12 protein-coding genes and 1 tRNA gene are annotated in these 13225 nt (G+C 35.1%); 3 read left to right on the top strand and 10 right to left on the bottom strand.

Annotated elements, in window-relative coordinates:
• Positions 1 to 145: 145 nt before the first annotated feature.
• Together ACFQ39_RS12060 and ACFQ39_RS12065 are read left to right on the top strand one after the other, a co-directional pair.
• Positions 146 to 418: an HU family DNA-binding protein gene (locus ACFQ39_RS12060; RefSeq protein WP_377179251.1), complete on the top strand. Its 273-nt coding sequence runs from the start codon at positions 146 to 148 to the stop codon at positions 416 to 418.
• Between the two features lie 95 nt (positions 419 to 513).
• A complete protein-coding gene (locus ACFQ39_RS12065; protein WP_377179253.1) occupies positions 514 to 1071 on the top strand; it encodes a YqgE/AlgH family protein in 558 nt (185 codons plus the stop codon).
• Here ACFQ39_RS12065 and ACFQ39_RS12070 read toward each other — a convergent pair.
• Positions 1068 to 1907, bottom strand: a complete 840-nt coding sequence (locus ACFQ39_RS12070) for an aminotransferase class IV (RefSeq protein ID WP_377179255.1) — start codon at positions 1905 to 1907, stop codon at positions 1068 to 1070. The two genes, ACFQ39_RS12065 and ACFQ39_RS12070, sit on opposite strands and share 4 nt — an antisense overlap.
• Positions 1908 to 1976: 69 nt before the next feature.
• A complete protein-coding gene (locus tag ACFQ39_RS12075) occupies positions 1977 to 2357 on the bottom strand; it encodes an START-like domain-containing protein (RefSeq protein ID WP_377179257.1) in 381 nt (126 codons plus the stop codon).
• A gap of 123 nt (positions 2358 to 2480) precedes the next feature.
• Here ACFQ39_RS12075 and ACFQ39_RS12080 point away from each other — a divergent pair.
• Positions 2481 to 2554 (top strand) — tRNA-Met (locus ACFQ39_RS12080).
• Positions 2555 to 2635: 81 nt separating this feature from the next.
• Here ACFQ39_RS12080 and ACFQ39_RS12085 read toward each other — a convergent pair.
• From ACFQ39_RS12085 to ACFQ39_RS12120, 8 genes are all read right to left on the bottom strand, one after another.
• On the bottom strand, positions 2636 to 3247 hold the full coding sequence (locus ACFQ39_RS12085; protein WP_377179259.1) for a LutC/YkgG family protein: 612 nt from the start codon (positions 3245 to 3247) through the stop codon (positions 2636 to 2638).
• Positions 3213 to 4580, bottom strand: coding sequence for a lactate utilization protein B (locus ACFQ39_RS12090; RefSeq protein ID WP_377179261.1), 1368 nt, complete (start codon positions 4578 to 4580; stop codon positions 3213 to 3215). The genes ACFQ39_RS12085 and ACFQ39_RS12090 overlap by 35 nt, the downstream gene beginning before the upstream one ends.
• Positions 4577 to 5317, bottom strand: coding sequence for a (Fe-S)-binding protein (locus ACFQ39_RS12095; RefSeq protein WP_377179263.1), 741 nt, complete (start codon positions 5315 to 5317; stop codon positions 4577 to 4579). The genes ACFQ39_RS12090 and ACFQ39_RS12095 overlap by 4 nt, the downstream gene beginning before the upstream one ends.
• A gap of 27 nt (positions 5318 to 5344) precedes the next feature.
• A complete protein-coding gene (locus ACFQ39_RS12100; protein ID WP_377179265.1) occupies positions 5345 to 6640 on the bottom strand; it encodes a class II aldolase/adducin family protein in 1296 nt (431 codons plus the stop codon).
• 39 nt (positions 6641 to 6679) lie between these two features.
• A complete protein-coding gene (locus tag ACFQ39_RS12105) occupies positions 6680 to 8095 on the bottom strand; it encodes a purine-cytosine permease family protein (protein ID WP_377179267.1) in 1416 nt (471 codons plus the stop codon).
• A 3-nt stretch (positions 8096 to 8098) separates the two neighbouring features.
• Positions 8099 to 9481 carry an FGGY-family carbohydrate kinase gene (locus ACFQ39_RS12110; RefSeq protein ID WP_377179269.1) on the bottom strand — a complete coding sequence of 461 codons (1383 nt, stop codon included), beginning with the start codon at positions 9479 to 9481 and terminating at the stop codon, positions 8099 to 8101.
• 9 nt (positions 9482 to 9490) lie between these two features.
• Positions 9491 to 10771 carry a sugar isomerase gene (locus ACFQ39_RS12115; RefSeq protein WP_377179271.1) on the bottom strand — a complete coding sequence of 427 codons (1281 nt, stop codon included), beginning with the start codon at positions 10769 to 10771 and terminating at the stop codon, positions 9491 to 9493.
• Between the two features lie 92 nt (positions 10772 to 10863).
• A complete protein-coding gene (locus tag ACFQ39_RS12120) occupies positions 10864 to 12966 on the bottom strand; it encodes a bifunctional aldolase/short-chain dehydrogenase (protein ID WP_377179273.1) in 2103 nt (700 codons plus the stop codon).
• Positions 12967 to 13225 lie beyond the last annotated feature (259 nt).

Raw genomic sequence — 13225 nt, forward strand, 5'->3', positions numbered from 1 at the left:
CTAGGTTATTAACATTTTCACTTTTTTTATTAACAATCTCATTGATTTTTGAGTCAAAACTTGCGTAAACCCTTATAAAATCTATATTTGTTATGCTTTATTAAGCAAAAAAAGAATATTGTAACTAATTTTAAAATTTTAAACTATGAACAAATCAGATTTAATTGAGGCTATGGCCACTGATGCTGGGATTTCTAAAGCAGCTGCAGGAAAAGCATTAGACTCAATGATGAGCAATGTAAAGAAAACCTTAAAAGAAGGAAATAAGCTTGTTTTAGTTGGTTTTGGTTCTTTTGATGTGAAAGACAGACCAGCTAGAGATGGAAGAAACCCACAAACTGGAGCTACAATTAGAATTCCAGCTAGAAAGGTAGTAAGTTTCAAACCAGGATCTGAATTGAAAAATTCTGTTAACTAATTCTAAAAAGGTTAAACGTTTAAAGGCTATCAAATTTGATAGCCTTTTTTTATTTGATATTTTTTTTTACATTTAGCAATATAATTTCCCCCGAAATGATAAAGATTAAAGCATCAAAAGGTAAATTGCTAGTAGCCGAGCCAGCAATTTTAACAGACAGTTCATTCAATCGGTCTGTGATTTTACTTACTGAACACGATGAAAATGGATCTGTTGGGTTTATTTTTAATAAACCAACAGAATACACATTAGGCGATATATTTCCAGAGTTGGATTCTACACTTCCCGTTTATTACGGAGGTCCTGTATCAGAAAACAACCTATATTTTGTGCATAGTGTACCCGAATTGATTCCCGAAAGTATTGAAATTAGTAATGGCGTTTATTGGGGAGGCGATTTTGAGGCTGTATTGGAACTATTAAAGGAAGGTGTACTTTCTAAAAATGATATAAGATTCTTTTTAGGTTACAGTGGTTGGTCTTCAAAACAGCTTGACGAGGAACTCTCTGTTTATTCCTGGGTTGTCATTGAGAATAATTTCCAAAATCTATTTAACATAAATCACAATAGTTTTTGGAAAGATGAAATGAAAAAATTTGGGGGCGTCTATAAAATATGGGCGAATGCTCCTTCCAACCCCAGTTTAAACTAGATCGCGATTTGATCTGTTAATCGGTTGTTATATTTCTTTCTAATTTCCTGTGTTCTAGCTGTAGTATAAATTTTCTTTCTATACTTTGTCACAGATTGAATATCGAAAATTGAATTTGTCAAAAACACTTCATCGGCTTTCATCAATTCAAAAGGTGAAATAGAAACTTCTTGAAGTTCTAATGAATCAAACTTTTCTAAAATTCGCAATACCTGTTTTCTAACAATACCATTTATACATCCATCTTCTAAAGGTGGAGTGAAAACGGTATTTCCTTTGACCAAAAACACATTGGCGTTCATCGCTTCTGTTAAGTTCTTCTTTTCATTTATTAACACGCAATTATCAAATCCATTTTCAGTAGCAAAAATACCTGCCAAAACATGCAGCATTTTATTGTTGGTTTTAATGGTCGATAAAATACCGGATTGTAGTGAAAAATCTTTGTAAAGTTCAATCTCGCAATTTTGGTTTTCAATATATTGCAAGGAAGAAACCTCGATCAAAAAATCAATTTCATTGGTTTTTGGTGCATAAAATCCACCCGGTTTTCTAAAAACACTAACTCTAATTCGAGCTAAAATAGATAAGTGATTCGCTTGTAATGTTTTCACTATCTGATCCTTATAGTATTGCAGGGTAAAATCCATAGGGATTTCCATCCTCAACATACGCATGGATGACATGAGCCTAAAATAGTGATCTTCAATAAAATAAATATTATTACGAAAGGACTTAAGCGTATCAAAGATACCGTCACCAAATTTAAATGCTCTATTATCTGCCGAAAGTATTGGAGATTCTTCTGGAATCAGTGTTCCATTAAAATTGATCATTTCTGTATTTTTTTGCAAAAATAGAAAAAAAAACCTCGGAGCTTCCGAGGTTTTTATCGATAGATTTGATTAACCGCCAATGGCATGTTTCAAATCAGAAATTTTATTTTCCCAAAACATTTTGAGTTCTTCTTCTTCGCCCTCATCGGCAAAATCAGTTACCATTAACGATACGTCTTTTGTCAACGCATCAACTTGTATCCTAAATTCGAAAAATGCGTCTTCATCATCTGCGTCTATCCATTTAAATCTAACAAACTGATCCGTTCTTTGTGCCACTCTTTTGGCCACTTCCTCAGAATCATCCCAAATAAAAGTATAGTTTTGCCCTCTAGAATTTACATTATCTGCAAACCATTCTCCCAACGAATCCGGGGTAGAAACATACTGATAAATAAACGATGGAGACGCATGTATCGGGAATTCGAGCTCAATCTTTTTCATTGTCATTTTTTAAATTTTCACGAAGGCAATATATATATATTCAGATTTAAAAAAAAATTATTTACTCACAAAATTTATAAAATATATGTTGTGTCAAGCAAAATTGTTTTTATATTTGCACGCGCAAATGGCGAGGTAGCTCAGATGGTTAGAGCGTCGGATTCATAACCCGGAGGTCACGAGTTCAATTCTCGTTCTCGCTACTAAGAATAAAAGGATTTCAAGATTTTGAAATCCTTTTTTTATTCAAAAAAATATCATGACTAAACAAATGGGGTAAATGATTACGTCAAAAAAACAGTCAAACTCATTGCCCCCTGTGCACCTATGACCAAGGACTGTTCAATATCGGCAGTTTTTGATGGACCGGAGATAAAAATTCCAAAATTATAATCCTTCCCGGCTAAATTTTGATAGGCATCATGCAGTGTTGCTACTATGTTTTTTGAGTCAATTACAAGAATTAAATGTTTGGTAATAAATGGCAGAACACGAATATTGAAATCGTTATTTGATAGCCAAAGTGCACCATTCTCTGCCACACCCAAATTACTTTTAAGTATAAATACATCTAAATTCTCTAAGCTTTTTTGATTATATTTTAACTTAAAATCAATTGTATTATACAATTGATTATCAGGTAATAAAGAATATTTTATTTTTTGATTTGAAAATAACTTTTCAACTTGTGCATAAATGTCATTTACAGAAATTGAAGTATAGCAAGTACCTCCAACTACTTTCACATTATTTTTAAATGTTTCGATGAGATCCAACTCTTCTGAAAAAATCTTCAAATCTATTTCTGGTAAAATGTGCAGTACCGGTTTGTTTTTTTTAACTCGCGATAAAATTTCTTCTTTACCCATTTTTCTGTCTATTTTTATACCACTCATCAAAACTATTCTTCCCAGGGTCAGTTAGATCTCTTGACTTTCCCCATGTGTTTAGACCTGAATAAATTAATTTCTTTGGTGCGTTTTTGAGCAACCAACGTGCAGAGCCTCCAAAAAATTTGTATAGACTCCGATTTGCCAAGACTTTACCGGCAAATTTTAATACGTTTCTCTTCATAAAGGGTTGATTTACATCCTTTACGATCAACTGCCGCCATTTATAAAGTTGCTCATGTATGTTTATTTTTACCGGACAAACGTCTGAACATGAACCACATAATGTTGATGCGAATGGCAAAGAACTATTTTGAGTCAAATCTTTTCCGGGAGAGAGAATTGAACCTATTGGACCAGGAATGGTAGCCTCATAGCTATGGCCGCCACTTCTTCTGTAAATGGGACAGGTATTCATACAAGCACCACAACGAATACAATGTAATGAAGATCTAAAATCCTCACGACCCAATTGTTCAGACCTACCGTTATCAACAATGACTATATGCATTTCAGTACCCATAGCTGGTCTTTTAAAATGCGATGAATAAGTAGTGATTGGTTGTCCAGTTGCACTTCTTGCTAGTAATCTTAAAAAAATTGCTAAATGCTCTTGTTTAGGTATAATCTTTTCTATCCCCATAGAAGCAATATGGGTCTTGGCCAAATGGGTTCCCATATCAGCATTACCTTCATTGGTGCAAACCACGAATCCACCTGTCTCGGCAATACCAAAATTCACACCGGTAATAGCCGCATCTGCCTTTAAAAACTTATCACGTAAATGCTTTCTCGCCTCATTGGTTAAATATTCCGGATTACCTTTACTTGGTTTAGTACCTAGATGCTTCTGGAACAAAACATCAACTTCTTCTTTTGTTTTATGTATGGCAGGTAATACTATATGGCTTGGAGGTTCGTCTGCCAATTGTACAATTCGCTCTCCTAAATCTGTATCTATGACCTCTACGCCGTTCTTTTCTAGAAAGGGATTTAAATGGCATTCTTCGGTAAGCATAGATTTACTTTTAACTACTTTAAAAGAATTCTTTGCTTTCAGAATTCCGAGTATAATCTGGTTATGCTCTTCAGCATCTGAAGCCCAATGAATTATTACGCCATTTTTTAGTGCATTCTTTTCAAACTCAATGAGGTAATTATCAAGATTGGAAAGGACATTCTTTTTAATTTCAGAAGCGAATGTTCGTAATTCTTCCCAACCCTTTACGCCATGTGCAGCTCGATCTCTTTTTTCTCTAACAAACCATAAAGCTTTATCATGCCAATCTACTTTAAGCTCATCTCTATTAAATATTTCAGCATTTTTTGCATGGATCATGATAATTGACTATTTAAAATTTCAGCAATATGCATCACTTTAATGGGCTGTTGACTTCTGTTTATCAACCCTTCTAAGTGCATTAAACAGGATTGATCCGCCCCAGTAATTACTTCCACCCCGCTGTTTAGATGATCTTTAATTCGATCTTTTCCCATTTTTACAGAAATTGCTTCTTCGAATACAGAAAATGTTCCACCAAAACCGCAACATTCATCTTTACGTGTCAAGGTCATTAATTCCAATCCTTTGACGTGATTTAATAACTGTTCTTCTTTGGAAAAGTATTCATCTGCCCTTTCAGAGCAAGATCCAAGTCTTAATCCTCTTAAACCATGACAACTTTTATGTAACCCTACCTTAAAGGGAAATGAGGCATTCAATATTCCCGGATCAAAATATTTAGAAATGAATTCACATAATTCATAGCTATTTTCTCGCACTTTCTTAACCTCTGAAGTTTGAGGCAAAATATCAAAATGTTTTTTAATATGATAAATACAACTTCCTGACGGTCCTACGATTACATCATAAGATTTAAAATTCTCAACAAACAATTGGCAGGTTGCCTTTGAATCTTCTTCATATCCAGAATTCCCTAGAGGCTGCCCACAACAAGTTTGCCCCATAGGATAATGTACATCGACACCCAATTTCTCCAAAATTTCTAAAGTGGCAATAGCAACTTTCGGATACAATTGATTGATATAACAAGGTATAAAGAGACCAACTCTCATGAATCAATTTTTTAAGGGTTTTAAAGATTATTCAAGAAATGCTTTTCTTAATTCCTCTACTTGTTCGTTATTAATTGGAACCATTTCGCCAAGTGAAGCCCCCATCACCAAAGATTTGGCGCTAAATTCAGCGACCTCAAGGTAATCAAAAGTCTGCAACAATTTATCTCCTGTAATCATAACAGAATCATTTTGAATAATTATGGCTGTAGATTTGTTATTAATTATTTTTGATTCGGATTGAGATTTAAAGTGTGTTCCAAATTCGAATGATGCAATATCTTGTAAAAAGATCCAACTTTCTGGTATAGTTCGCACATTCAAATACTCATTAGTTACACCAAATGCCATTAAATAAGGAGATTGAGTCATAATTATAGAATTCACTTTTGGGTTCTTTTTATAAATTTCCTCATGCATCCAGGTAGCTCTACTGGGCATTTTTCCAGATTCTCTTTTTCCATTTTTAATTTGAACAATGTCTCCAATATCCATATCCCATCTAGGTACATCTGTTGGAGTAATCAAAAAATCATTTCCTTTCCATCTCATCGAAACGGTTCCATAGCTACTTATCATCAAACCTTGTCGACAAGCTCTGCGTACTATTTTTACAATTTCGTTCCTCTTTTCCCTTTCGTCAGATGGATGTTCTACTACATCCATTTCTGGCATCAAAGAAGGCACTTGCTTTTCCCATTCGTTGATTTGTTCATCGCTCAAATAATTAGGTTTGCCAATATTTGAGCCGAATAAAATAATTCTGGCAGAAAACTCTAGTGCTTCAAATCTTTGAAAAGCATCACTTAAATCAGATCCCCCAAGAACAGTTCCATGATTTTCCATAATCACTGCTTTAAAACCTTTAGCAAATTCCTTCGCGATAACTTCTCCAAGTGCCTTACTTCCAGGAAGTTCATATTTGGCATAGCCAATTGGACCACAAATATGTTTTGCCTGAGAAATCACATTGGTATTTGGAATTTTACGAACAATACTAAAAGAAACCAATGCCGGAGGGTGTGCATGAATAACAGCTTTGATATCTGATCTCGCTTCATAAATGGCTTTATGAAAAGGAAATTCTGACGATGGCTTATGTTTACCAATAATTGATCCATTGCTTTTTACACAAACAATATCAGATGGTCTTAAAGATCCCTTATCTACTGCCGAAGGCGTGACCCAAATATTTCCTTCTTCATCTTTCAAGGAGATATTTCCACCGGAAGTTGTGGTCATTCCCCTTTCATAAATGCGACGAATCACCAAAGCAATTTGATCTCTGGGGTGCATTAACTTCGTATTTAACCTATTTATCATGGTCTATGTATCAATATTTCGCACTTAATTCTACGCAAATCACAAACTACTTTTTTGATAATACTTGCTAAATAACAAAAATAGAATGCCGCAAAGAAGCCAAGCTGGAAGCGTAACAAACGATAGAAAAACATCAAACTTTAATGAAATTACATAAAATAAGCCAAAACTAATAAGCCAAGCGTAGAATACTGCTTTGTTAAAAGCTATTCCGGCAAATTCTGCATAATTTTTGATAATGTTATATTTTTTCGCAAAGAAATGTTCGAATACAATTATAGCCCCGAAAGGAGCTAAAATAAAGCCATAGAGTGCAACAAAGCCGAGTAATTTCATGGCAAATGCTGGAAAAATGCCGGCTATTGTCGCAATAGTTCCAGCTAAAATAGTCACTTTTGCCGTTGATAGTTTCGGTAATATTGCCTGAAAAGCTAAACCCGCTCTATAGATTGTTGGGTTTGCAGTTGTCCATCCTGCCAACACTACTGCTATAATACCAAAAATACCTAGGGCATTATTTGCCAACGGTCCCGGAGCCACCGGCGGAGCTTCTCCATTTGACAAAAAAGCTTGCGCTTCAGGTGTTTTTAAATAAACCGCATACAGTAATGCTGCGGCAATCCATGCCATATAATGCCCGACATACATTCCTGCTGCTGTTGTCCACCCAGAATTTGCTTTTTTTGCAAACCTAAAAACAGAAAGATCTGACATACCCACATGCATTGCTGCGTTGGCAAACCAAGACCAAATCACGACATGCCAAAATGTATATTTAATTTGACCTGGAAATGGTTCAGATCCTTCTCCCCAGATATTCCAGAAATCACTTAAACTTTTTACCCCCAATTGATTCAAGGCAACCAAACCACAGGCCATAAAAGCCACTACAATAATAGGTGACATCCAATTTGCAGCTTTGGAAACTGTATCGTATCCGCGGGCTGCTATAAATGATATAACTGCTCCTATAAGTAGAACAATCACAATCCAAGTCATTCCATTGGGCATAGTATCTGTTAGTTTTGGCATTTCCATATTTAATGGTACTCCAACTGCTGTGGCGGAAACAGTTATCATTGATCCAGCAAGGAAACAAAAAAGAATTCCATTAGCCAAATTGTATCCTGTTACCAATTTCTTACCACTAATTTTTTCTAATTGAAAATATAAGGTCAATCTATTCTTGACCGCAATCTCGGCCGTTAAATAGCGCCAACTTAGAACTGCTAATAAATTTCCTAAAAGTAACCCTATAATCAAGTCAAAAGCACTTACACCAGCAGTTAAAAATAAGGGTCCAATCATGAACTCCGTGCCTGCTGCATGCTCCCCTGCATACATTCCCAAAAAACTCTTCCACCCTTTCAATTTTGAGGAAGGAACGGGTTCTCTTTCGAATTCGCCTCCGGCAATTCCTTCTATAACTTCTTCTTCTATGTTTATTTGACTCATTATTTATCTATTGTTAGATGACACTAAAAAAGGCACGTGTTTTTTAAGGCCATAATTCATTTTAAGAAATTGCGAATTCAATTTTTTTGGTGAAATAACAATTGCGGCCCCCAAAGCGGTCCCAAATGCAGAATTGGTCGTTCTCATATCCATATCACGCAGATAATGGGCCAACAGTTGAATGAAAACATCGTTATCTGTAAACCCTCCATCCACATACAATTTCTTTATTCTTTTATTCCCTTTCACCATTTCAATACTATCTAATTGCGCTTGAATAATTTCGATCATGAAATGATGAAAAGCCTCCTCAAAGTATCGGTAAGGTAAATTGCTCAATTCTACATCTGTTTCTTGCAGATTATCATTAAAGTATATTGGTTCATAATCCTTAAGAATATCGTTATAGATCGCTTGATCAAAACGAACAGTCTTATGGTACTCATCAAAAACCTTAAAGTGCTTGGCCATTTTCTTCATCATAATTTGGTATTGTTTTCCCATGTATATACGTGAAGATTTTACTGGACTGCCATCAACTCTCATATAATTGATACAACCATTTTTCGTTTCCTTGTTGGTGATATTTTTATTAGAAAATGGGTTTAGGGTGACACTCCATGTACCTGTAGAAACTAGAATAAAAGATTTATCCGTACTTCGGATATAAGGAATTAATGCAGCTGAGCTATCATGAATTCCTACACCAATTTTTATATGCTTCCCTTTATAATTTTTATAAATGCTTGTATCTGTTGAGACAATAGGTGCTAGTATCTCATTAATTTTCTCTTGATAAACCCAATCATGGTAATCTTTTTTGTCGTAATCCCAAAGGCTAGTATGACAACCTATACTCGTAAATTCTGAAACAGGAATACCTGTAAATAAATAACTCAAATATTGAGGAAAGTGTAAGGAATATTTTATCTTCTTAAAGATCTTAGGTTTATTGTACTTGAGCCAATACAATTGCATGCCAGAATTAAGCATTCCTGAGTTTGAAGTTCCTGTTGTTTTTGAAAATTCTTCTTCGGGACCGTAGATTTCATAGAATGAATCAATTACTTCCTGATCTAATATTTTATTATAATTGTAAAATGGCATTATTGGATTACCATATTTATCTAAATGAACAAAGCTGGCTCCGTAAGTGGTAAAATTTAAGGCTTTTATTTTGTACTTCTTATCTTCTAAAATTCTGTCAAAAACCTCAACGACCCACTTTTGAAGTGCCAATAAATCTTCTGAGGGATAACCATCTTCATCTTCAATTTCTTCAAACCTGGCATACTCGCGATAGACTTCTTGAAAATCTTTATCGAATAAAAAGAACTTCTTGTTGGTTTTACCAATATCAAAAATGGCTGTTACTTTTTTCTTCATCTTTTTTCTTTATAAGCCGGTAGCAATCGTGTGTTTTCCCCTTTCTTCAATAAGTTTTTTACGAATAGCCAATTCTCTATATGCCTTCAACGGATGTATGGCTCCACCTTTTTGTACACGTGCCATTTGAATCAAACTTCGAACATCTGTTCTATATGCACCTTGTAAAATTTCCTGACATTGTGTAACATCATTTTCTTGTTGTGCCAATTTTAGTGCGACTTGATCTACTAACAAGGCTTTTGCATACGCCTCTTGAATGGCTTCTAAAGATTGTATCAAATCTTCTATGGGGTCTTTGATATTGTGGCTAGCATCAATCATCCATGCCAAATCAGGATTTTGTGGATTGTTTTCCATACCATACACCAACTCATTAAAAATTAAGAATAGTGCATAGGGTTTTATACTTCCTACCGTTAAATCATCATCACCAAACTTACTGTCATTAAAATGAAAACCTCCTAATTTCCCTTTCCACATTAACGTAGATACAATCTGTTCTATATTTGTGTTAGGTAAATGATGTCCGAGGTCTACAAGTGAATAGGCCTTTTCACCGCAGGCGTTCGCCAACATAAAAGAGGTTCCCCAATCTTGTATAACAGTACTATAAAAATTGGGTTCATAGGGTTTATATTCTATGAACATTTTCCAATCAATGGGCAAAGACTTATAAATCTCCTTCAAACTATTCTCAGTATGGTGCAGAGCAGTTTGAAAGTTATTTTGCCCCGGAAATGAAGAACCGTCTGCCAACCAAACAGTGAGGCTTTTTGAACCCAATTTTTCTCCAATGCCAATCACTTCTTTGTTGTGGGCAATTGCCTGCTCTCTCACTGCCTGACTCACATTGCTCAGCGATCCAAATTTGTAGCTTTCTCTCGAACCTTTTTGATCTTGAAAAGTATTAGAATTTACCGCATCAAACTTTAAATCTAAAGATCTTGCCAATTCTTTTACAGCCGTATAATCTTCTGGGACATCCCAAGGAATGTGTAAAGAAATTGCGCCAGCAGTTCTGGTTAACATGTGTATAATCCCAACATCTTCTATCTTTTGAGTGAGGTTACTGGGTTCGCCATAATAAGAAAATCTTCCAAATCTTGTACCACCTGCACCTAAAGCCCAACTTGGTATTGCTACTTGAAAATCTGCTAGCTTTTGAATAAGTTCAGCAACATGCACATTCTTTCTGCTTAACTGATCCTCTAAAAACTCAAATTGAACTCGATGGTTATTTTGTTCTTTCTGGTTTGATTCTGCAATCTGATCTTTACTTATTTTCATAACTTCTTTTGAAAGAACCTTCCATAAAAATTATATTTATGGAAGGATCAATTACTCTAACTAACTTAAACTAATTAATGAAATAAATTTTATTAGCGGACAAAGGCATTCGCCATCCCTCCATCTACATTAATGATATTTCCTGTGGATTTATCTAAAATAGCCACTAATGAAAAAACACCATTGGCTATATCTTCAGGATAAATAATTTCGTTCAAAAGATTTCTCTTTGCGTAATGAGCTGGCAACTCGTCAACACTAATTCCATAAGCCTTGGCTCTTCCTTCTGCCCATTCTCCTTCCCAAATTTTACTACCTACAATAACTCCATCCGGATTGACTGTATTGACCCTAATTTTATCCTTTGCCAATTCTGATGCCAATAACCTTACCATATGCTGCTGAGCTGCCTTGGCAGTTCCATAGGCTACATTGTTAGGACCGGCAACCAAGCCATTTTTGCTCGCTATGCTGATAAAATCTCCTCCTAAATTTTGCTTTCGCATGATGTCAACAGACTGCCTAGCTAATTCAAATTGACCTTTTACCAAGACATCTTGTAAAATATCCCAATCTTTCTCTGTCGTTTCTTCTATGGGTTTTGAAATGGCTAAACCTGCACTATGAACCACAATATCTACGCCGCCAAACTCAACACAGGCTTTTTTAAATGCATGCTCTATTGATGAACTGTTAGTTACATCGCAAACTGCATAAGCCGCAATATCATTTTTGTACGTAGAGATTGCTTCTATTAGTCGTTCTTCTACTATATCAGAAAGTACAACATTAGCGCCTTCTGCTGCTAATTTATCTGCAATAGCTTTGCCTATACCTCCGCCTGCACCAGTGACGAATGCCACTTTTCTCGACAGCGGTTTTTCTTGGGGCATACGTTGGAGCTTTGCTTCCTCTAATAACCAATACTCAATATCAAAGGCTTCTTGTCTTGGTAAGGAGGTATACTCAGAGATAGCTTCTGCCCCTCTCATCACATTGATTGCATTGATATAAAACTCACTGGCAACTCTTGCTGTTTGTTTGTTCTTTGCAAAGCTAAACATGCCAACTCCGGGATATATAATGATTACCGGATTTGGATCGCGCATGGATGGACTATTCTCTTTTTTACATGTGTTATAATAGTTGATATATTCTTGTCGATAAGCTTCAAATGCTGGTTCTAACTTTTTTAATACCTCTTTTGGTTCACTTAGATCTTCATTGGGACTTAAGTCTAGAACCAAAGGTTGTATTTTGGTGCGTAAAAAATGGTCTGGACAAGAGGTTCCCATAGGGGCTAACTTTTCTAAATCCTGGCTATTACTAAACTGAAGAATCACTTCGCTATCATCAAAATGACCTATCATTCTGTTTTCTGAAGAACACAATCCTCTTAAAAGAGGCATTAATGTTGATGCTTTTTCTATTCGTTCTGATTGGGGCAAACTCTTTATTTTTTCTCCTCCAAAAACAACACCTTTTTTTTCAATTTTCTTCTGTATAAATTCTGAGGCCATTTCTATGACCTCCAAACTATTTATATAACATTCATAAGAGGTATCTCCCCAAGTAAATAGTCCGTGACTGCCTAAAACAATTCCTCTAATTCCCGGATTTTCTTCTAAACATTTTTCCAATTGTAGACCTAAATCAAACCCCGGTCTTTGCCAAGGCACCCAACCCATGGTGTCTCCCCAAATCTCTTTTGTCACCTTCTCACTATCCTTTGCTGCAGCAACTGCAATAAGTGCATCAGGATGTAAATGATCTATGTGCGCAAATGGTAGCAAACCGTGTAAAGGCGTGTCTATCGAAGGAGCTTTGCTGTCTAAATCAAAAATGCAGTGGTTAAAAAGGCCAACCATTCTATCTTCATCAGCTAAACCTTTATAAACATTTTTTAAATTTCTTAAACGATCTGTATACAATCCTGCAATTCCTGCTCGGGTCAAAGTACCAATATCACCACCAGAACCCTTCACCCACATTACCTCAACATCCTCATTGGTAAGCGGATCTTTTTCTATGGTTTTACAACTTGTATTCCCACCTCCATAATTCGTAATGCGTAAATCCGCACCTAAAATATTTGAGCGATACAAAAACAAGGCAACTTGGTCATTTCCTAGAGTTTCCGCTTTTTTAATATCCCATAAATAATTTACAAATTTAAATTCTTTCATTTTTATCATAATATTTCAACATTAAAGAGAACAATTCTACCAAGTTCAAAACTGTAATTTAAACTGATTTTAAATTCAATGTAAAAAAATGAGTTATAGATTAAAAAATATGAAATTCATTATCCAAACTAAATTTAACCTTGGTAATTGATTTTAAAAAAACATATCTCTTAAATATACTTTAAATAAATCCTTTTTTTGCTTCTTACATACAAATAAATAACGAAAATAAGATAGCATTAGAATTACTCTATCCTGTACTGTACTG

Source organism: Namhaeicola litoreus (assembly GCF_042679565.1).
GTDB classification, from domain to species: Bacteria; Bacteroidota; Bacteroidia; order Flavobacteriales; family Flavobacteriaceae; genus Namhaeicola; species Namhaeicola litoreus.

Coding starts and splice junctions, on each gene's coding strand:
- ACFQ39_RS12070 (WP_377179255.1), bottom strand. CDS start 1,907: ATGATCAATTTTAATGGAACACTGATTCCAGAAGAATCTCCAATACTT.
- ACFQ39_RS12060 (WP_377179251.1), top strand. CDS start 146: ATGAACAAATCAGATTTAATTGAGGCTATGGCCACTGATGCTGGGATT.
- ACFQ39_RS12075 (WP_377179257.1), bottom strand. CDS start 2,357: ATGACAATGAAAAAGATTGAGCTCGAATTCCCGATACATGCGTCTCCA.
- ACFQ39_RS12105 (WP_377179267.1), bottom strand. CDS start 8,095: ATGAGTCAAATAAACATAGAAGAAGAAGTTATAGAAGGAATTGCCGGA.
- ACFQ39_RS12110 (WP_377179269.1), bottom strand. CDS start 9,481: ATGAAGAAAAAAGTAACAGCCATTTTTGATATTGGTAAAACCAACAAG.
- ACFQ39_RS12100 (WP_377179265.1), bottom strand. CDS start 6,640: ATGATAAATAGGTTAAATACGAAGTTAATGCACCCCAGAGATCAAATT.
- ACFQ39_RS12095 (WP_377179263.1), bottom strand. CDS start 5,317: ATGAGAGTTGGTCTCTTTATACCTTGTTATATCAATCAATTGTATCCG.
- ACFQ39_RS12115 (WP_377179271.1), bottom strand. CDS start 10,771: ATGAAAATAAGTAAAGATCAGATTGCAGAATCAAACCAGAAAGAACAA.
- ACFQ39_RS12120 (WP_377179273.1), bottom strand. CDS start 12,966: ATGATAAAAATGAAAGAATTTAAATTTGTAAATTATTTATGGGATATT.
- ACFQ39_RS12065 (WP_377179253.1), top strand. CDS start 514: ATGATAAAGATTAAAGCATCAAAAGGTAAATTGCTAGTAGCCGAGCCA.
- ACFQ39_RS12090 (WP_377179261.1), bottom strand. CDS start 4,580: ATGATCCATGCAAAAAATGCTGAAATATTTAATAGAGATGAGCTTAAA.
- ACFQ39_RS12085 (WP_377179259.1), bottom strand. CDS start 3,247: ATGAGTGGTATAAAAATAGACAGAAAAATGGGTAAAGAAGAAATTTTA.